The sequence below is a fragment of the Paenibacillus sp. 79R4 genome (genome assembly GCF_013393165.1).
Lineage (GTDB): Bacteria > Bacillota > Bacilli > Paenibacillales > Paenibacillaceae > Fontibacillus.
The window spans coordinates 297,503-318,725 of the sequence record NZ_QJOT01000004.1 but is presented as its reverse complement, the minus strand read 5'-3'; the positions used below and the strand labels follow the sequence as shown (position 1 = coordinate 318,725).

The window sequence follows — 21,223 nt, the reverse complement described above, 5'->3', positions numbered from 1 at the left end:
ATATATAGGATCGTTATCGGCTGGGCAATTAATCCAGACTATCCGCTGGTCCGAAGAACTCGAAGTGAATTCTTTCAGCGGGAACTCCCCATTGCTTAAGAGCGCGGTTAACGGCCTGCATGAACGGAGTAGGACCGCAGAAATAGAAATCAGCGTTGGAATCAGCAACGGTCTGCAGCCAAGGAAGATCGATATAGCCGTTTTTGTCACAGCTTTCACCAGCAGCCGGAGCTTCATAAACAACGTAAGAGCGCAGGGACGGATGCGCCTCGGTCAATTGGTGGATATGCGCTCTCATCGCATGCTGGCTGCCGTTGCGAGCCGCGTGAATATAGACGACATCGTGGGCCGGGTTCTGCTCCAGCAAGGTCTCGAGCATACTAACCATCGGAGTCAAACCTACACCACCGCTGATTAGTACAACTGGATGCTGGCTGGAAGGTTCCAATTCCAATGTAAATTCTCCGGCCGGCGCGCTAAGCTCCAGAATGTCTCTTTCCTGCACAGCATCATGCAAATAAGTGGATACGATACCGGCTGGCTTATCGGCTATGGCCTCTTCGCGTTTCACGGAGATGCGGTAATAAGCGTGACCAGGTGAGGTGGACAGACTGTAGTGGCGAAGATGGGTGAAGGCTTGACCTTCCGGTTTAACCCTAACTGTGATGTATTGTCCGGGCACATAATTGGCGATTTCCTTGCCGTCTTCCGGCTTCAAGTAAAAAGAGGTGATCACATCGCTCTCTTTAACCTTGCGATCAACGACGAAGCGGCGGAATCCGCGCCAGCCGCCGGGCTGCTGTTCAGCTGCCTGGTACATCTCAGCTTCGACGCTGATGAATACATCGGCGATGACACCATAGGCTTGGCCCCAGGCCTCGATGATCTCATCGGTTGCAGCATCACCAAGCACCATTTTGATAGCGGCGAGCAGATTCTCGCCAACGATCGGATATTGCTCCGGCAAAATACCCAGCGCCCGGTGCTTTTGGGCAATTCCTTTGACAACAGGCAGGATTTCTTCCAGACGATCGATATGTGCGGCAGCAGCGTAGACAGCGTTGGCTAGAGCTGTTGGCTGCTTGCCTTGACGCTGATTGGCGTGGTTAAATACATTAAGCAATTCAGGGTGATTTTTAAACATCGTCTCATAAAATTGTTTAGTAATTGTTTGCCCATGAACCTCTAGTACAGGAACCGTCGATTTAATAATTTCAATGGTCTTTGCATCAAGCATAGGGGCACCTTCTTTCTATGTGATAAATCTTACAGTAATAAGTATAGGCACATAGAAATAGCGATAATTGTGATTGGTGTCACTTCAATTATTTACAAAACGTGAATTTAAAAATTGTGCAATTAGATTTGTCACACAAAAAAACAGCGTGAGCTTTAAGGCTTCCGCTGTTTTTGAACGATAGGTTACTTTTGGCTCTGCTGCTCGAACAATGGCAGGTACTCTCCATAACCTCCGCTCTCCAGCTTATCCTTCGGAATGAAGCGGAGCGCGGCGGAGTTGATGCAGTAGCGGAGTCCGGACGGGCCGGGGCCGTCATCAAATACATGTCCCAGATGAGAGTCGCCCTGACGGCTTCTGACTTCTGTACGGACCATGAAATGACTCTTGTCCACCTTCTCCTTGATATTGTAGGACTGCAGTGGACGAGTGAAGCTTGGCCAGCCACATCCTGCGTCATATTTATCCAGTGAACTGAACAGAGGCTCGCCGGATACGATATCCACATAAATGCCATCTTCGGTATGATCCCAATACTCGCCGGTAAATGGTCTTTCGGTGGCGCTGTTCTGCGTCACTTCATATTGAATCGGCGTCAGAACCTGCTTTATTTTGTCTGGGTCGGCAGGGCCGGACCAATGTTGTTCAATGAAATCCTCCCGGCCGGAGCCGATTCGGTAACGCTTGTAGTGCAGCGGATTCTTCTTGTGGTAATCCTGGTGGTAATCTTCAGCCGGATAAAAGACGGAGGCCGGCAAAATCGGCGTTACGATCGGCTTATCGAAGCGTCCGCTCTGCTCCAGTTCGAGCTTCGAGGCTTCCGCTTCTTCACGCTGGCGCTCATTATGATAGAAAATAGCTGTATAGTAGGACTCCCCGCGGTCATGGAATTGTCCGCCGGCATCGGTCGGATCAATTTGCTGCCAGAACAGGGTCAGCAGCTTCCGGTACGGAAAAACGGCCGGATCAAACGTAATCTGCACAGCTTCATAATGACCTGTACCCCCGGCACAAACCTCCTCATACGTTGGATTCTCTTTATGGCCACCGGTATAGCCCGAGATGATCCCGTGTATGCCCGGAAGCTCTTCAAATGGGGACACCATACACCAGAAGCAGCCGCCGGCAAAAGTAGCCAATTCCAGATTAGGCAATGGTGCTTGGTTCATGTTTTTCCCTCCGTTTCGATAGTAGTAAGATTTTGGGATGTGTCGATACTTATTATACCTGTTTTTAAGTAAAATTCGAAATAATTCCGGCAAATAGCCTAGCTAACGGAAATCACCGCCGCTATTTAACCGGAATAAGACCATCAGGAATTCTAACGGAACTGGGGGACCTTATCTGCCTAAAAGAGAGCGCCATAGGCCGAATTTGCCCCGAATAACGCATCTCATTTCCTTTAGAATTTGGAAGCTCTCAATTTTAGCGATATAACGGCTCTCATTTCCGTTAGCATTCCCCACCGATCCGAAGGTCAGCCGTAGCCCTTACTTTATAATTGGAGTAGGCTTGTTCACGAAGTTATATATTGACAGGTAAATTTATATCTTATAATATTATGAGGTATAGTATACGAATTCATATATGAGTGTTAAATGATTAAAGGGGAGTAGCTGTTTCAGTAAAGTCGTCATTACGGGATTAACGTCTCCGGCTTTATTGGCAACTTCAAGTTGTTAGCGAGACCTTTACCATTGCAGGGTAGAGGTTTAATCATAAAGACCTTTACCGCAATCGGTAAAGGTCTTTTTTTATTAGCTTTGAGCCACAATAACAACATTATACTGACTAATTGGGGGAAAAAAGATGGATATTGGCTTGCTGATGGAGTATGGCTGGGTGCTCATTGTTCTGGTAGTGCTGGAGGGATTGCTAGCGGCGGATAATGCGCTGGTTCTGGCCATTATGGTGAAACATCTGGAGGAGGATGTACGGAAGAAGGCGCTGTTCTACGGCTTGGCAGGTGCGTTTGTATTCCGTTTTGCCTCGTTATTTATTATCTCGTACCTGGTTGACGTATGGCAGCTTCAAGCGATCGGGGCAATCTATCTGTTGTATATGGCAATCAATCATATCGTTCGCAAGCTGGTCGTCCATCGAGCTGAAAATGAGGGCGGACAGGATCATGAGAACATCCCGGAGAAAAAGAAGAAAACTTCCGGCTTTTGGGGGACGGTGCTGAAGGTGGAACTGGCGGATATCGCGTTTGCGGTCGACTCGATCCTGGCCGCTGTTGCTCTAGCTGTTGCCTTGCCACCTAGCGGTCTGCCGAATATCGGCGGCATGGATGGCGGCAAATTTATCGTCATTTTGCTTGGTGGATTTATCGGTCTGATCATCATGCGCTTCGCAGCCAACTTCTTCGTGAAGCTGCTTCATTCCCGTCCGGGCCTGGAGATCGCGGCGTTCCTTATCGTAGGCTGGGTGGGGATTAAGCTGGCTGTACACACCTTGGCGCATCCGTCGCTTCACATCATACCTGAAACTTTTGCCGAGAGTACAGCCTGGAAGATCTCATTCTATATCGTTCTAATCCTGATCGCTGTCGGCGGCTGGTTCCTGTCGGGCAAGAAGATCGTAGAGAACAAGCCTAGCAAGGCAAACGGATAATTCAGGCAAATTTTCACATAATAAAAAAACGCTGCTGAAACCATCTATGGCTTCTGGCAGCGTTTTTTGTAACAACCGGTATTCGAATTCAAATCAGCAGTTATATCCCATGGCTGCGCGTGGTTTGCCGGTATTGCTTGGGAGACATTCCGAATTTCTTGCGGAATACTTTATGAAAATAGTTATAGTTCGGAAACCCGGAGCTTTCAGCGACATGCTCCAGCGACAAAGGGCTGAAGGTAATCCGCTCCCGCGCCATATTTAATCGTACTTCCAGCGCATACTGAATGATGCTTGTACCAAAGGTCTCTTTGAACAGGTGGACGGCTCGTGAGACGCTAATTCCAACATGGGCCGCGGCATCCTCCAGCTTAAAAGGAGAGGCGGCATTCTCTTCAATATAGTTCTTGATGCGGTGGGCGAGGTACGACGGATAAGTGGGCAGCGGCTGCTGCAGGAAGTTCCGATCGATATCCAGGCACAGGATTCTTAAGTAATACTCGGCTATTTCAGGTGTAGGATTGGAAATCCGTCGCTGTTCGAGCATAATTTGCCGGAAGGCGCCAATTATCCCCTCGGATAAAGGAACCTTGATTTTCTGCGGTCGGTCGTATTTCTCCCACCATTCATCGACCCAGCCTCCGGATAAAAATATATGGTAATCGGCGCTGGAGACCATTTTCTCACCGAGCTGGTTCTGTTCCGCTTCAATTCGAAGCTCGTAGGGCTCGCCAGGCTTGAACAGCAGCAGGTCGCCCGGTTCCAGCAGCTCTAGCTTCCCGTCCAAACGGGCTCGGCAGCGCCCGAAGGACTGCAGGCGAATAAGATAACTATGCAATCCTTCAGGATTCACCATATGAAAAGGCTTGCGGTGAGAAGAGTAGTTAGCGGTTAATATTTGCAAGTCCAAGCGTTCTGTCGGCGCTGCCATGCGGGTTTGCCGAGGGGAACCATGGGCAGTTAACAGTTGAAGGTTACGGCAATCCATCGCTGATTCTCCTTTAAATAATAATAAAATAATGACCAGATTGTTCATGTTTGAATCATATTATTCATTTTAAATGAAAGCGATTTGAAATACCATTGGATTTGTAGTGCTAATATAAAAAATCCTTTTCAGGAGTGGTGTCGTTGGCTGAATGCCAAAGATAGGCACTAGCTAAGTAAGACCTATGAATTCGGCGCACATGAAGATGTTGTGAGTTATAAAGTACACATTTTCGGTGTTCGTCTACAATCATTCGTAATGAGGTGAATCATATGGTGAAGGTAGGATTACAGCTTTATACGGTACGTGATTATTTGGAACGTGATTTTGAAGGTACGCTGCGAAAGGTGGCCGAGCTTGGATACCAGGGAGTGGAATTCGCTGGTTTCTATGGCCGTACGCCAGAGCAGGTGAAGGCATTGCTTGATGAGACAGGGCTTGTTGCTTTAGGTGCGCATACACCATATGAGCGCTTGCTCCATGCGCTGGATGAGGAGATCGCTTATAACAAAGCTATCGGCAACCGTTACTTGGCTATGCCTTATTTGTCAGAAGAGGACCGCGGGCGCTGGGACGAAGTGATAGAGGATTTGAAAGTGATTGGCCAGCGCTGCGCAGAAGAGGGAATGGTGCTGTTCTACCATAACCATGATTTCGAGCTGACACAGAAGCTCGAGGACAAGCCGGTACTTGATGCGATATTCTTTGAAGTATCCGAAGAATTGCTCAAGGTTGAGCTGGATTCATGTTGGGTGTACTTCGCGGGATTTGATCCGCTTGAATATATCGCTAAATACAGCGGTCGCATGCCTCTGCTTCACTGGAAGGATCTCGTTAAGAAGGCGGACGGATCGCCGGAGACGGTTGAACTGGGCCAGGGCGAAGTGAATGTTCGGGATATTGCTGACGCTGCGATCCAGGCAGGTGCTGAATGGCTGGTTGTAGAACAGGATTATTGTGCTAATGATTCATTGAAGAGCATCGAGACCAGTATGGAATTTATACGCGCTTATGCACAAGAAGGAGGAAAACTAAATGTCTAAAACAATAAAAGTAGCTGTAATCGGGTGTGGCGGGATCGCAAACGGCAAGCATTTGCCAAGTCTTTCGCAGGTAGAACAAGTTGAATTGGTCGCTTTTTGCGATATTATCGAAGAACGCGCGACCAAGGCGGCTGCTGAATATGGCGTAGAAGGCGCCAAAGTATTTACAGATTTTCGCAAACTGCTGGCAGAGACGGATGTTGAGGTGATTCATGTATGTACGCCTAACGATTCTCACGCTGAGATCACGGTGGCTTCCCTGGAATCCGGACGCCACGTTATGTGCGAGAAGCCGATGGCCAAGACGGCGGAGCAAGCTCGTCAAATGCTGGACGCGGCGAAGCGTACGGGCAAGAAATTGAGCATTGCATATCAGAACCGCTTCCGCAATGACAGCATGTATTTGAAGCAGTTGTGCGAAGAAGGGGAACTGGGTGATATTTATCTGGGTAAGGCGCTGGCGCTTCGCCGTCGTGCGGTTCCTACTTGGGGAGTATTCCTTGATGAAGAGAAGCAGGGCGGGGGCCCGCTCATCGATATCGGTACTCACGCATTGGACTTGACGCTGTGGTTGATGGACAACTACGAGCCGAAGAGTGTAACCGGACAAGTGTTCCATAAGTTAGGGGATCGTGAGAATGCGGCAAATGCATTTGGTCCATGGAATCCGGAAGAGTTCAAGGTGGAAGATTCTGCATTCGGATTCATTACGATGAAGAATGGTGCGACCATTATTCTTGAATCAAGCTGGGCGATCAATATGGTGGATATCGGCGAAGCAAGAACGATGCTGTGCGGCACTGAAGGCGGAGCGGATATGACGAATGGTCTGCGCATTAACGGCGAGAAGAACAGCCGCTTGTATGACACAAAGATCGACCTTGGCGCCGGCGGTGTAGCGTTTTATGACGGCAAAGTGGAGAATGAAGCTGTCCGTGAAGCGAGAACCTGGATCGAAGCGGTTATTGAAGACAAAGAGCCGGTCGTAAAACCGGAGCAAGCTCTCGTAGTTACTGAAATTCTTGAGGCGATTTATGAATCGGCGAAGAGAGGCAAGGCAGTATATTTTGACTAATGGCTTAAACACTATGAACTAAACATATGATAAACAAGAAATAAAGGTAGGAGGAAATACAATGAAATTAGGCGTCTTTATGGTTCTGTTTGGAGATCGTTCGTTCGAAGAAGCGTTGGATATGGCTGCATCCCGTGGCTTGAAGGCAGTAGAGATCGGTACAGGTGGGAATCCCGGGAAGGCTCATTGCAACCCAGACCTTCTACTTGAGAATAAAGCGGCTCGCGAGCAATTCAAGAAAGCGGTGGAATCCCGTGGCCTGATGATCAGTGCTTTGAGCTGTCACGGTAACCCGCTTCATCCGCAGAAGGCACTTGCACAGCAGGATCATGATGATTTCGTCAAGACGGTTCAGCTGGCTGAATTGCTTGAAGTGCCTGTTGTGAACACCTTCTCAGGCTGCCCGGGTGATCATGAGGATGCGAAATATCCGAACTGGCCGGTTGCTCCTTGGCCAAACGATTACCAGGAAGTGCTGGCATGGCAATGGGAGAACAAGGTCATTCCTTATTGGAAGGAATGGGGGGCTTACGCTGAGAAGCATCATGTCAAGATCGGTCTTGAGCTCCATGGCGGCTTCTCCGTGCATACGCCGGGCACCTTGCTTCGTCTTCGCGAAGCGGTTGGTGAAGTGATCGGCGCTAACCTGGACCCTAGCCATATGTGGTGGCAAGGCATTGACCCGGTTCAGGCAGTAGCCATCCTGGGTAAGGCAGGCGCAATTCACCACTTCCATGCGAAGGATACAACAATTGATCCGATAAATGTCAATATGCACGGGATCACCGACATGCAATCCTATACCTTAATGCAGGATCGTGCATGGCAATTCCGCACCGTTGGATATGGCCATGATATGAAGACCTGGGCGGATATTATCAGCGCGCTTCGTCTGCATGGTTATGATTATGCGGTAAGCATCGAGCATGAGGATGGATTGATGTCAATTGATGAAGGCTTCACGAAGGCTGTTCGCAATCTACAGCAAGTAATTATGGAGGACTCTGCCGCTGAAATGTGGTGGGTATAAATCATAAATACCTCGGGTTATAAATAGATTTAAAAATAACGGCTCCCCAAACGGCAGCCGTTATTTTTGTTTCCTTTAATTGCTAAACTTTTTGTATAGTATACTAATTTAAGGCCTATGTTAAGAGTACCGAGTATGTGAAAATGTTAAGGAAAGTATAATCTCGGTGTTAATTTATTTAAAAATATGCTAAACTGAAACAAACTAACTTATTGTAAGTTTTTAACGACAATGTTTCTCATGAAGTAATTGTTTCTAAATAGGTAAGAGGTGAAATGTAATGGATGATAACGGTACATCCATATGTCAGTTGTGTCCGCGCTTTGAGTTGGCTTTCTCTTTGCTGGGGAAACGCTGGAACGGATTAATTATTCGAACTTTAATGGACGGACCCAGGAGATTCAAAGATATTTCAAATGGCATCCCGTCGATGAGTGATAAAATGCTGTCCGAACGTATGAAGGATCTTGAGAATGAGGGTATACTTGTGCGGCATGTGTATCCAGAAACACCGGTTCGGATTGAATACGAATTGACGGATAAAGGGCGCGCCCTGCGTCCCGTTATGGACCAGGTCCAATGCTGGGCGGAAGAGTGGATTGAGTAACGTGGCTAAGCCGTGCCGCTACCTGTGACGGGGGCGGCACGAACATTTTAGTTCAGAAAGGTCGGTTTGGCACCGAAGCTGAGGCTTCCGATGTGCGTTGTTTCAAAACGCGGATGCTGAGCCGCTGTCTGATTCACTTTGTGATCAGAAGCAGACTTTTTGAGCTACCCCTAATATTATAGAGAGTAGGTGTAATTTTGGCTGAGGTAATAGTAATCGGAGCAGGACCTGCAGGGGCAAGTGCAGCTTTGTTTCTGGCAAAGGCAGGTAAGGAGACACTTGTACTGGACAGCAATGGAAGCATGACGAAGAGAGCCTGGATTGAGAATCATTACGGTGTCAAAGAGACGTCCGGACCGGATTTACTGCAGACAGGCCGTGAACAAGCTGAGAAATTCGGCGCTAAGTTCATCGAAGAGAAAGTAATAGCCGTAGACACAAATGGTGAAACGAAAATAACCGTAAAGACGGAATCGGGACGCAGCTATGAAGCTTCTCATGTTATTTTGGCCACGGGTGCGCTTACGGATTTAGCGAAGTCGATCGGTATTACACTGAAGGATGGAAGAGAGCCACGTATCAAGACCGTCATTGACACGGACGCTAACGGACGTACCAGCAAGCCGCGGATTTGGGCGGCAGGTACAGTAGCTGGTGTTAGCGTTCATACGATTATTACCGCTGGCGATGGAGCCAAGGTCGCAATTGAAATTATTAGTGAATTGAACGGTGAACGTTATGTTGACCATGACATTTTAAAATAACTTAAATTATAGGAGAGGCCTTCATTATTATGAAGGGCCTTTCTTTTTGTCTATTGAAGGATCGAATTGTGATCTCAGGTACTGTGCTGAGTGGAAGTATATGCTACGTTAGGGTCGCATTAAGATATAGAAGGGAGCGCTGAGAAATGTCTCCTATCGGAGTTGTATTATCACAAATCGGTACCCCTCTGGAGCCGACATCCAAATTCGTACGTCCTTATCTGCGCCGTTTTCTGTCGGATCGGCGGGTGATCGATTACTCTCCATGGCTATGGCAACCGCTGCTAAGGGGAATTATTTTGCGTGCGAGACCGCGGAAATCTGCTAAGCTGTACCGTGAAATCTGGCAGGAGGAAGGCTCGCCGCTGCTAATCCATTCGCTGGCTCAGCAAGCTGGCTTGCAATCCCGACTTGGAGCCGAGTACCAGGTTGAACTGGCTTTGGCCTATAGTGAACCAAGCATGGAACAGGCGATGGCTAGCTTGGAATCAGCGGGCATCACACGCATTATTATTGTTCCTTTATTCCCGCAGTATTCATCGACCACGAGCGCTTCAGTATATGATCAAGCCTGCTTCGCGGCACTTGGAAGGAGAAGTGCTAACGGTTCGGTGTCCAAACGTTTTGTGCCAGCCCTGCGCTTCGTGGACGCATATTATAGCGAACCTGGCTACATATCGGCAATGCAGTCACATCTGTCCCGTTATTTGGAGGAGATGGCTGATGCCCCGGATTATTATGTACTTAGCTTCCATGGAATACCGAAGCGATATGTCGCTACAGGCGATCCCTATCCAGAGCAATGTATGGAGACGGCCAGGCTGCTTGCTAACGCGATGGGCTGGGCCCCGGATCGTTATGAGGTGACCTTCCAATCGCGCTTTGGACCGGAGGAGTGGGTAGGACCGGCAACGAGTGAAGTGCTTGGACAATTGGCAGGAAGGGGGATCAAGAGGCCGCTGATCTTCTCCCCCGGACTTGTTACGGATTGCTTGGAGACGCTGCATGAGCTGGCGATCGAAGGAAGAGAGCAATTTGCTGCCGGAGGTGGAGAAGCTGGGCATTTCCTCGCGGCCCCTTGCCTGAATGATCATGTGCAGTGGTTAGATTTTCTATCCTTGCAGGTGGAGAAGAATGCTATGGGCTGGACAGACTGAACGAATGAAGTGAGCAGGTGTAATTCGGCTTACGCTACCAATAGGATGGATCGATACAAAAAAACCTTCATCTTCCGTTGGAGAAGATGAAGGTTAAGGGGATGGTGCCGGACCGATCGTCAGATCCGGCAGATTTCATTTGGACAGAGCTCACAGTGGCACATGTCCTGCAGCATAACAAGGTCTTTAATGACGATCATGCCATTCACATATTCAAGCGCATCTTTCTTGCGCAGATCGCTGAGCATACGGTTGACGCTCTCACGCGTAGCACCGATCATGTTGGACAAGTCGGTATGCGTGATTTTCTTGTTAATCAGAATGGAGTCTCCATAAGGCTCACCGTAAGTATTGCTAAGACGGATCAAAGTAGAAGTGAGCGCACCAGGTTTGCCGTACATCATCAAGTCGCGGAATTTAGTCTGGGTCAGCCGGTGATGGATTCCCATCCACTTCATGAAATCGATTGAAAAATCGCAATGCTGACAGATCATGATCTCCAGGTCCTTCTGCTCGATGACACCAACCTCGCTGTCTTCAATCACTTCAGCGGTAAAGCTGTGCTTCATACTAAAGAAAGGATCGGCCTGTCCGACCAGATCGCCGCGACCGTACATATATAGAATGAGTTCTTTGCCTTCATCGGTGGATTTGGTTAATTTTACTCGCCCGCGCTTAATGTAGAATAGCTTATCGGAAAGATCGCCTTCCCAGAAAAGATGCGTCCCCTCGGGATAAGATTTATCCTTCATCGTAACAAGAAGCCTATTGAAGTTTTGCTCGGAGAAACAACTTGTATTGCCGCGGGGCATGGTGGTATTTACGCTTTCACTCATCATCGATTTCCCCTTTTATACGAATTTGTCCTAAATTTTCTGAAAATTTTAAATTATTTTAAATTAATTATATAACGATTATTTGATTTTGGGTTGCCTCTAATACGTCAAAAAGTGTCTAATTTTTAACATTGTGACTAATTTCACTTCGGAAGCGTTATCCAACTGCAAACAGGTTTACTAAACGTGAAACTTAGTTTGTTAAATTGCTTAAAGTTTGGATCCCGGGCAAAATGGAGCATAATATATGTAAGAACATGTTGAAAATATACACCGAAAGATGAAAGTTTTCAACTATTTTAAACTATGTGAAAAAATTCACTATACAAACGAAAATCGATATGCTATGATCAAATCATAAAGAGAAGCACAAAGCTTCCGAGGGATGGACCTGAAAGTGAAACATTTCACGAAGTTTAAAAGACAGGTGCATCCATTAACTTTAGGAGGATGAGAGAGATGGCCGTTAAAAATGAAGTTGCGACCAAGGTCCAACAGCCAACTGCGCAAGAGTATGTTCAAACGTTGATTGACAAAGCAAACAAAGCACAAGAAGCTTTCATGAGTATGGATCAGGAACAAATTGATTCCATCGTACAGGCAATGGCGCTTGCTGGTCTAGACAAACATATGTACTTGGCAAAGATGGCCGTAGAAGAAACGGGCCGCGGCGTGTACGAGGACAAGATCATTAAGAACATGTTCGCTACCGAATACATCTACCACAGCATCAAGTATGATAAGACGGTTGGTGTTATTGAAGACAATGAATTTGACAGCTTCCAGAAAATCGCCGAGCCGGTTGGTATCATCATGGGGATCACACCGGTAACCAACCCGACATCGACGACAATCTTCAAAGCCCTTATCGCGATCAAGACTCGTAACCCGATTATTTTCGGATTCCATCCATCCGCTCAACGTTGCAGTGCTGAAGCAGCCCAAATCCTGCTTGATGCAGCGGTTAAACATGGCGCACCTGCCGATTGCATTCAATGGATCGAGAATCCATCCATGGACCGTACGAATGCACTGATGAATCATAACGACATTGCCTGCATCCTGGCCACCGGTGGTTCCGCAATGGTTAAGGCGGCATACAGCTGCGGCAAACCGGCTTTAGGCGTAGGGCCTGGTAACGTTCCATGCTTCATCGAGAAGAGCGCGGACATCGATCAAGCCGTCAATGACCTCATCCTATCCAAGACATTCGACAACGGCATGATTTGTGCTTCTGAACAAGCGGTTATTATCGAAGAACCGATCTTCGATCAAGTAAAGAAGAAAATGATAGCTAACGGATGCTATTTTGTAAATAAAGAAGAAGCAGGTAAATTGACCAAGGGAGCGATTATTGCGGATAAATGTGCTGTGAATCCGGCGATTGTTGGTCAATCTGCTGTAAAAATTGCTGAAATGTGCGGGATCGATGTACCGGCAGGAACTAAAATTCTTGTAGCAGAAATCGATGGTGTAGGCCCTAAATTCCCATTGTCCGCTGAGAAGCTTAGCCCAGTATTGGCCTGCTACAAGGTGAAAAATGCAGAACAAGGCATTAACCTCGCGCTTGAAGTCGTATCGTTCGGCGGAATGGGGCACTCCTCGGTTATCCATTCGAACGATGATGAAGTGATTAAGAAGTTCTCTGACCGTATGCCTACCTGCCGGATCTTGGTTAACCAGCCATCTTCGCAAGGCGGTATCGGCGATATCTATAATACGAACCTGCCATCGTTGACACTGGGCTGCGGCTCGTATGGACGCAACTCGACATCGTCGAACGTAACAGCCGTCAATCTGATCAACGTGAAAAGGGTGAATCATCGTACCGTGAATATGCAATGGTTCAAAGTACCAAACAAGATTTATTTTGAAAAGGGAGCCACTCAATACCTGGCCAAAATGCCTGACATCAGCCGCGTGTTGATCGTGACAGACCCAATGATGGTTAAACTGGGATATGTAGAAAGAGTGGAGCATTATCTCCGCCAACGTCAAACGCCGGTTGCGATTGAGGTCTTCGCCGATGTAGAGCCGGATCCATCGACAACGACGGTGGAACGCGGAACTGAGCTGATGAGCAAATTCCAGCCGGACTGCATTATCGCACTAGGCGGCGGTTCGCCGATGGACGCTGCAAAAGGCATGTGGTTGTTCTACGAATATCCGGACACCAGCTTCCACAACCTGAAGCAAAAATTCATGGATATCCGCAAGCGGATTTACAAATACCCTCGTCTTGGTCAAAAAGCGAAATTCGTGGCTATTCCAACGACTTCGGGTACCGGCTCGGAAGTAACATCGTTCGCAGTTATTACTGATAAAATCAACGGCAATACGAAATATCCTTTGGCTGACTATGAATTGACTCCTGATGTAGCTATTATCGATCCTGAGTTCGTATATACACTGCCAAAAACCGCTGTTGCAGATACCGGTATGGACGTATTGACTCACGCGATCGAAGCTTATGTCTCGGTAATGGCTAATGATTACACGGATGGTCTGGCCATCAAAGCGATTCAACTGGTGTTCCAGTACCTCGAGAAATCGGCGCTTACCGGCGACAAGCTGGCCCGCGAGAAGATGCACAATGCTTCGACATTGGCAGGTATGGCTTTCGCCAACGCGTTCCTGGGTATTAACCATAGCTTGGCGCATAAATGGGGCGGACAATATCATACAGCGCATGGCCGTACGAATGCGATCCTGATGCCGCATGTTATTCGCTACAATGCCAAGAAACCGACCAAATTCGCAGCTTGGCCTAAATACAGACATTTCGTGGCTGATGAGCGTTATGCAGAAATCGCCCGCATTCTTGGCTTGCCGGCTCGCACGACAGAAGAAGGCATCAAGAGCTTGATCAATGCGATCCGTGATTTGAACAGAAAGCTTGGCATTCCTGAGAGCTTCCAGGAGCTCGGATTTGATCCGAAGGATTTCGAGTCGAAGGTAGATTACTTGGCTGACCGGGCCTTCGAAGACCAATGTACAACAGCAAATCCTAAGCTCCCATTGGTTACCGAACTGGCGGAAGTATACCGCGATGCCTTCTACGGAAGATTTGACGAATAATTGAACAAATGCAAGGAAAATCGTGACAAATATCACTTTGATTGTGATATTTGTCACGATCATTTATACGGGATTGATGTATGATTATGACATAAACGATCCCGCATATTTGAGTAGTAGGTGATTGATTTTCATAGGTTCATTAGTGAATGAAATGTGAAAATTATCACAAATTTTAGGGATCACGAGGCGCGAGTATATCCTTCAACCGCGTGCTCCAAACTATATATATGGAGGGAATAAAGATGTCGGTGACTGAGAGAGAAGTAAAAGGTAATCAAGAAGTTCAATCCGCATGGAGAGGCTTCAAAGCAGGCAAGTGGATGAGAGAAGTTAATGTTCGGAATTTTATTCAAGACAACGTTACTTCCTATGAAGGAAATGAATCCTTCCTTCAAGGAGCTACCGCTAACACCAAGGCGCTCTGGGAGATCATTTCTGATCTGACCAAGAAAGAACGCGAAGCAGGCGGCGTACTTGATGTAGATGTTAACACACCTTCCGCCATTACTTCACATGCTGCTGGCTATTTGGATAAAGATAAGGAACAAATCGTTGGCTTGCAGGCAGACGAGCCATTCAAACGCACAATTCATCCGTTCGGCGGGATTAACATGGTTCTCAACTCCTGTCAAGCATACGGATTTGATCTGCCGGGTGAAATTGTAGAACTGTTTACAAAGATTCGCAAGACACATAACCAAGGTGTTTTCGATGCTTATACAACTGAGATGAGAGCATGCCGCAAAGCGGGGATCATCACAGGTCTTCCAGATGCTTACGGCCGTGGCCGGATTATCGGCGACTATCGTCGTGTAGCACTCTATGGTATTAATTTCCTGATCAAGCAAAAGAAACAAGAAAAGCTCAGCCTTGAAGTTGATGTGATCGATGAAGATGTCATCCGTCTTCGTGAAGAGCTCTCCGAGCAAATTCGTGCTTTGGAAGAATTGAAAGAACTGGGTCAAATGTACGGCTTCGACATTTCCAGACCGGCTGAAAATGCTAAAGAAGCGATTCAATGGGTATACTTCGGTTACCTCGCTGCTGTTAAGGAACAAGACGGTGCAGCAATGTCGCTTGGCCGCGTATCCTCGTTCCTTGATGCTTATATTGAACGTGATTTGGCTGAAGGCACGCTGACTGAAGAAGCAGCTCAAGAATTAGTTGACCATTTCATTATGAAATTGCGTATTGTTAAGTTCTTGCGTACTCCGGAATACAACGATCTGTTCAGCGGTGACCCAACTTGGGTAACTGAATCGATTGGCGGTATGTCTGAAGACGGCAGAACACTGGTAACCAAGAACAGCTTCCGTTTCCTGCATACACTTTATAATCTGGGACCTGCTCCAGAACCTAACCTGACTGTCCTTTGGTCCGAGAAATTGCCTGAAGCGTTCAAGAAATTTGCGGCCAATGTATCGATCGAGACAAGTTCGATTCAATACGAAAATGACGATTTGATGCGTCCGATCTATGGCGATGACTACGGTATTGCTTGCTGTGTATCCGCTATGAGAATCGGTAAACAAATGCAGTTCTTCGGCGCTCGCGCTAACTTGGCTAAAGTATTGCTGTATGCAATCAACGGTGGTAAAGACGAAAAATCCGGCGCTCAAGTAGGTCCTGAATATCCAGCGATTACTTCGGAATATCTGGACTATGATGAAGTTATGAAACGCTACATTCCAATGATGGAATGGCTGGCTAAGACATACGTTAACTCCTTGAATGTTATTCACTATATGCATGATAAATACTGCTACGAACGCATTGAAATGGCATTGCATGACCGTGACATTCTGCGTACGATGGCTTGCGGTATCGCAGGTTTGTCGGTAGCTACTGACTCCCTGAGCGCTATTAAATACGCTAAGGTTAAACCGATTCGCAACGAAAATGGCATCGCTGTTGACTTCGAAATCGAAGGCGAATATCCTTGCTACGGTAACAACGATAATAAAGTGGATGATATTGCAGTTAAGCTCGTTGAGTCCTTCATGGGCATGATCCGCAAGCACAAAACTTACCGTAACTCGTTGCCAACACAATCGATCTTGACGATTACTTCGAACGTCGTATATGGTAAGAAAACAGGCAGCACTCCAGACGGACGTAAAGCTGGCGAACCATTCGCACCAGGTGCAAACCCAATGCATGGCCGCGACAAGAAGGGCGCCCTTGCTTCCTTGAGCTCGGTAGCTAAGCTTCCTTACGAACACAGCTTGGATGGGATCTCGAATACCTTCTCGATTGTTCCTAAGGCGCTTGGTAAAGAACCTGAGATCCGTAAATCCAACCTCGTATCGATGATGGATGGATATTTCGGCAGCGATGCTCACCACTTGAACGTTAACGTGTTCGACCGCGAGCAATTGATCGACGCTATGGAACATCCAGAGAATTATCCTCAATTGACCATTCGCGTATCGGGTTATGCTGTTAACTTCATCAAGCTGACTCGCGAACAACAACTTGACGTTATTAACCGTACCTTCCACGGTTCGATGTAATAACGGATCTGAACAGTCTTAGAGATTGTGGCTATACATCAGGCAGCCTCAATGAGAAAGGGTGGCGAACAATATGCTTAAAGGTCGTATTCATTCATTAGAAACATTCGGAACGGTAGATGGACCGGGTATACGCTTCGTACTCTTCATGCAGGGCTGCCTGCTGCAATGCCAATATTGCCATAACCCCGATACCTGGAGCCTGACGGAAGGCAAGGAAATGACAGTGGAAGAGGTTCTGGCTGAAATTGAGCCATATTTGAACTACTATCGTTCGTCAGGCGGCGGATTAACCGTATCCGGAGGAGAGGCGACGCTACAGGCGCCATTTGTCACTGAATTGTTCCGAGAGGTGAAGAAGCGCTGGAACCTGCATACTTGCCTGGATACGAACGGATATAATGAAGGCGATAAGATCCGCGATTTACTGGATGTGACGGATTTGGTCATGCTTGATTTGAAGCACATCGACAATGAGAAGCATATCAAATTGACTGGCAAACCCAATGATCGCATGTTGAAAATGGCGCGCTGGTTGTCAGAGCATAACCGTAAAATGTGGATTCGTCACGTATTTGTACCGGGAATCCACGACGATGAACAGGATTTGATTCATCTTGGCCAGTTTATCGGCGGCCTCCATGGTGTAGAGAAGTTTGAAATACTTCCTTACCATACAATGGGGATTTATAAGTGGCAGGAGCTTGGTTGGGATTACCCTCTGGAGGGCGTTCCTTCTCCAACAGCGGAGGAGATCGAACGGGCGAATCGCCTGATCGAAGAGGGGCGGCAGCAGGTAGTTACAGCGAAGTAATCATTATGTCAGTTAACATGACTTAATTCATATTACTAACCCACACAAACGGTTGAATTTGACGTCACTTGTCAGATTTAACCGTTTTTCTTATTTTATAACTAGATAATATTATCCCCATTATAGAAAAATGTCCTCCTTATCAAGAATGGAATCGCTTTCTATAATGAAGATGTAACATACAAACCGATCTTGAGGAGGGTCCAAAGAAATATGAAGAAGAGTTTGACGCTGTTACTATCCCTGTTCTTCGTAGCTTCAGCATTGCTTGCTGGTTGTGGAAGTTCTAACGACAAGAACACGGCGGACAAAGGCAATGCAGGAACGAATAACAAGCCTGCTAACGAAGCAAAGGTAAGTGACGAACCGTTTGAAATTACGATTCGCCACACACAAATTGGGGAAGCAAAGAAATTCCGCTTGGCTATTCTGGAAGATGTAGTGAAAAAGACGGAAGCTGCAGTTCCTGGATTAAAGATCAAGCTGGACGGTGTGGATTCGGAAGTTAACCGTAAGGAGAAGCTGAGAGGCGAAATGGCCGCGGGTAAGCCGCCGGAAGTGTTTGACGTATTCGGTAGCCCGGATGCAGCGTTGTATGCTAAAGAAGGCCTAATGCTCGACATCACTTCGATCCTTGATGAACTCGGACTCAAAGACAAATTCACCACTTTGGCGCCATTTTCAACAGATGGCAAGGTTTACGGTCTGCCAATCGGCGGCTCAATCGAAGGTATTTTCTACAATAAAGAATATTTCGAACAAAAGGGCCTAACGGTTCCTACAACCATCGCAGAATTGGAAGCGATTGCGGAGAAGATTAAAGCAGACGGCAAGATTCCGTTCGCTCAAGCCTCCAAGGATGCCTGGATTCCATTGATGACAACGAATAACCTGTGGTCCTACTATGCTGGTCCGGACATCACTTATGGATTCAAGACGGGCGAGACAAAATGGACAGATGAGAACATGGTGAAGGCTGTTGCCAAACATCAGGAATGGGTACAAAAAGGCTACTTCAAGAAAGGCGAGCTTGGTTTTGAATATGCAGATATGAGAAACCAAGTAATTACCGGCGAAGCCATCATGATGATGGACGGATCGTGGGCGAACTCGGTATTCAGAGATCCGGCACAAGCGGGTGATCTGGTTGGTAAGATCGGTTACTTCAATATGCCGCCAGTAAATGCAGGCGATCCTATCGTAGTTATGCAGGATGCCAACAATGGTTACGGCTTCTCCAGCGCAGTTGCTGAAGATCCTCGCAAATTGGCAGCAGTGAAGGAATTTATCAAGAACATGTGGACGGATGAAATGCAGCTTCGCGGTCTGAAGGAAGACGGTGTGCTTCCTGCCATGAAGATGGATCTGGAGCAAATGAAGACAACATCGGACGATCCGTTGATGCAGGATATTTTCAAGGCTGTAAGTGAAATCGGAACTTCGTTCCCGGCTTTTGATGCACTTGTTCAAGCAGAAGTTAATACAGCGCTGAGCATGGGTATCCAGCAAATTATCGGAGGAGAAATCGATCCTCAGAAGATGCTGGAGAACGTGCAAGCCGCTCAAGATGCTGCCAATGCAGCCGGCGAGTAATTACTTTTTGAACTACTTTATTAGCTAGAAAAGGGCGCCACCCGCCTCGACTTTGTGGGGGCGTTCTTTCTGTCTAAGTGGAAAGATAGATAGATTTAGGAGCAGAAGAAACAAATATCAAAGATTACAACGGAGGTTACCATGAATAAAGCACTAAGAAACCCGCTGATATATGTCTTGTTCATACTGCCTGCCTTCATCTTGTTTCTGGCCTTTTTTATCTATCCGGTATTTACAGCAGTCAACAACAGTTTCACTAGCTGGAACGGGATATCCAAGAACGTTCATTATATCGGATTTGATAACTATGTGCAGGCATTTAACGATCTTGCTTTCTGGAAGTCAGTCAGAAATAACGTCTATTTTATTTTGTTCTCCTGTCTGATTCAAGTTCCGCTCATTATTATCTTCTCATTGTTAATAGCTAACGTGAAGCGCTTTAAGGGGTTATATAAGACAGCGGTATTTATGCCATCGATTATGTCAACGGCAGTTATCGGGATTTTGTGGGGCTTCATCTACAACCCGGATTTTGGTCTGGCGAATGAAGTGCTTGGGCTTTTCGGTGTATCGCCAGTCTATTGGCTGTCTGATAAGAACTGGGCCATGATATCGATCCTGATTACAAATGCTTGGCAATGGACCGGATTCTATATCGTCATGGTGCTTGCAGCTATTCTCTCGATTCCCAAAGAATTGGATGAGGCTGCGGCGATCGACGGGGCAACCGGATTCCAAAGAGCTATCAAAATCACGCTTCCGCTCATTATGCCGATTGTATCAGTCGTTATTATGTTGTCCATCGCTGGTGCGATGAAGGCTGCGGATATTGTGCTCGTTATGACGAAGGGCGGTCCTGCAGGCTCGACGGATGTTATGGCAACATACATGATCCGTTATGCGATTACAAGCTTTAGACACGGCTTCGGTAATTCCATCGCTGTATTGATCTTCGTATTTACGATAATCATCACAGTACTATATCAAGTCTTGATAGCAAAACGGACGGAAAGGATTGAATACTGATGAGAGCAATAAAGAAGACTATTCCGCACATTTTCCTAATGGCCTATTTGCTGATCATTCTGTATCCGTTCCTGTTTGTCATCTTCTCCTCATTTAAGACGAACAATCAGGATATCGCATCTAATCCGTTCGGACTTCCAGGCTCGATCTCATTTGATAATTACGTAAATGCTTGGGTCAATGCAAAGATCAGCACTTATTTCTTTAACAGTTTGTATATTGGGGTCATCGCTGCCTGCGTATCGATTCTGTTTGCAGCGATGCTGTCCTTTGCCGTAACGCGTATGCGCTATAATAAGATCAGTGCAATTGTGTTTCAATTGATTTTACTGGGGATGCTGATCCCGAACAACTCTTTGCTTCTTCCGATCTATGGAATCATGAGAAAGCTGGATATTCTCGATACACATATGGCTCTGCTCCTGCCTTACGTCGCTAATGCAATTCCATTCTCTGTCGTGATTCTGGCAGCTTTTATGCGATCTCTTCCGGGTGAAATCGAGGAAGCGGCGGTAATGGATGGATTGAGCTCTGCCGGACTGTTTGTTAGAATAATAATACCACTAACTATACCGGCGATCGTGACTGTCTTTATCATCAACTTCCTGGGCAACTGGAACGAGTTCTTGCTTGCGAACTATTTCCTGTCCAACGACGCGCTGAAAACGCTTCCGGTAGGTATGGTAGGTTTCAGGGACGCCTACAACACGAACTACGCACAAATGTCCGCTGGGATTGTCTTTAGCGTTCTGCCAGTTATGATTATCTACGCGATTTTGCAAGAGCAAATTATTGAAGGGGTCACAGCGGGCAGCGTCAAAGGCTAATTATGGATTGGTCGGGAGC

Annotated in this window: 17 protein-coding genes; 13 read left to right on the top strand and 4 right to left on the bottom strand. The window is 46.9% G+C overall.

All coding sequences use genetic code 11. The features are described from left to right. Nucleotides 1-28: 28 nt before the first annotated feature. On the bottom strand, nt 29-1,237 hold the full coding sequence (gene hmpA / locus DMN77_RS07445; RefSeq protein WP_068781888.1) for an NO-inducible flavohemoprotein: 1,209 nt from the start codon (nt 1,235-1,237) through the stop codon (nt 29-31). 185 nt (nt 1,238-1,422) lie between these two features. Beyond that, nucleotides 1,423-2,406: a peptide-methionine (R)-S-oxide reductase MsrB gene (gene msrB / locus DMN77_RS07440; protein WP_068781887.1), complete on the bottom strand. Its 984-nt coding sequence runs from the start codon at nt 2,404-2,406 to the stop codon at nt 1,423-1,425. Between the two features lie 640 nt (nt 2,407-3,046). Between msrB and DMN77_RS07435 the strand changes: the two genes are divergently transcribed. Further along, nucleotides 3,047-3,850, top strand: a complete 804-nt coding sequence (locus DMN77_RS07435; RefSeq protein ID WP_068781886.1) for a TerC family protein — start codon at nt 3,047-3,049, stop codon at nt 3,848-3,850. A gap of 100 nt (nt 3,851-3,950) precedes the next feature. Here DMN77_RS07435 and DMN77_RS07430 read toward each other — a convergent pair whose 3' ends face one another. Next, nucleotides 3,951-4,781: an AraC family transcriptional regulator gene (locus DMN77_RS07430; RefSeq protein ID WP_179014315.1), complete on the bottom strand. Its 831-nt coding sequence runs from the start codon at nt 4,779-4,781 to the stop codon at nt 3,951-3,953. A gap of 329 nt (nt 4,782-5,110) precedes the next feature. Between DMN77_RS07430 and DMN77_RS07425 the strand changes: the two genes are divergently transcribed. From DMN77_RS07425 to hemH, 6 genes are all read left to right on the top strand, one after another. Further along, a complete protein-coding gene (locus DMN77_RS07425; protein ID WP_179014210.1) occupies nt 5,111-5,881 on the top strand; it encodes a sugar phosphate isomerase/epimerase family protein in 771 nt (256 codons plus the stop codon). Continuing rightward, nucleotides 5,874-6,956 carry a Gfo/Idh/MocA family protein gene (locus DMN77_RS07420; protein ID WP_179014208.1) on the top strand — a complete coding sequence of 361 codons (1,083 nt, stop codon included), beginning with the start codon at nt 5,874-5,876 and terminating at the stop codon, nt 6,954-6,956. Before DMN77_RS07425 ends, DMN77_RS07420 begins: the two co-directional genes overlap by 8 nt. A 61-nt stretch (nt 6,957-7,017) precedes the next feature. Continuing rightward, nucleotides 7,018-7,986, top strand: coding sequence for a sugar phosphate isomerase/epimerase family protein (locus tag DMN77_RS07415; RefSeq protein WP_068781883.1), 969 nt, complete (start codon nt 7,018-7,020; stop codon nt 7,984-7,986). A gap of 280 nt (nt 7,987-8,266) precedes the next feature. Then, nucleotides 8,267-8,593, top strand: coding sequence for a winged helix-turn-helix transcriptional regulator (locus DMN77_RS07410; protein WP_068781882.1), 327 nt, complete (start codon nt 8,267-8,269; stop codon nt 8,591-8,593). A gap of 197 nt (nt 8,594-8,790) precedes the next feature. Continuing rightward, nucleotides 8,791-9,357 (top strand): NAD(P)/FAD-dependent oxidoreductase, encoded by a 567-nt coding sequence (locus tag DMN77_RS07405; protein WP_068781881.1) that lies wholly within the window; start codon nt 8,791-8,793, stop codon nt 9,355-9,357. Nucleotides 9,358-9,503: 146 nt separating this feature from the next. Further along, nucleotides 9,504-10,514, top strand: coding sequence for a ferrochelatase (hemH, locus tag DMN77_RS07400; protein WP_179014206.1), 1,011 nt, complete (start codon nt 9,504-9,506; stop codon nt 10,512-10,514). Between the two features lie 119 nt (nt 10,515-10,633). Here hemH and DMN77_RS07395 read toward each other — a convergent pair whose 3' ends face one another. Continuing rightward, complete coding sequence (locus DMN77_RS07395; protein WP_068781879.1) at nt 10,634-11,350, bottom strand: Crp/Fnr family transcriptional regulator; 717 nt, start codon at nt 11,348-11,350, stop codon at nt 10,634-10,636. 459 nt (nt 11,351-11,809) lie between these two features. Between DMN77_RS07395 and adhE the strand changes: the two genes are divergently transcribed. The 6 genes from adhE (at nt 11,810) to DMN77_RS07365 (ending at nt 21,204) form a co-directional block, all read left to right on the top strand. Then, on the top strand, nt 11,810-14,428 hold the full coding sequence (adhE, locus tag DMN77_RS07390; protein ID WP_068781878.1) for a bifunctional acetaldehyde-CoA/alcohol dehydrogenase: 2,619 nt from the start codon (nt 11,810-11,812) through the stop codon (nt 14,426-14,428). Nucleotides 14,429-14,673: 245 nt separating this feature from the next. Next, nucleotides 14,674-16,944, top strand: a complete 2,271-nt coding sequence (pflB, locus tag DMN77_RS07385) for a formate C-acetyltransferase (RefSeq protein ID WP_068781877.1) — start codon at nt 14,674-14,676, stop codon at nt 16,942-16,944. Nucleotides 16,945-17,017: 73 nt separating this feature from the next. Next, complete coding sequence (pflA, locus tag DMN77_RS07380; RefSeq protein ID WP_068781876.1) at nt 17,018-17,758, top strand: pyruvate formate-lyase-activating protein; 741 nt, start codon at nt 17,018-17,020, stop codon at nt 17,756-17,758. Between the two features lie 213 nt (nt 17,759-17,971). Next, on the top strand, nt 17,972-19,351 hold the full coding sequence (locus DMN77_RS07375; RefSeq protein WP_179014205.1) for an ABC transporter substrate-binding protein: 1,380 nt from the start codon (nt 17,972-17,974) through the stop codon (nt 19,349-19,351). 141 nt (nt 19,352-19,492) lie between these two features. Beyond that, nucleotides 19,493-20,377, top strand: a complete 885-nt coding sequence (locus tag DMN77_RS07370; protein WP_068781874.1) for a carbohydrate ABC transporter permease — start codon at nt 19,493-19,495, stop codon at nt 20,375-20,377. Next, nucleotides 20,377-21,204 (top strand): carbohydrate ABC transporter permease, encoded by an 828-nt coding sequence (locus DMN77_RS07365; protein WP_068781873.1) that lies wholly within the window; start codon nt 20,377-20,379, stop codon nt 21,202-21,204. Before DMN77_RS07370 ends, DMN77_RS07365 begins: the two co-directional genes overlap by 1 nt. Nucleotides 21,205-21,223: the final 19 nt, after the last annotated feature.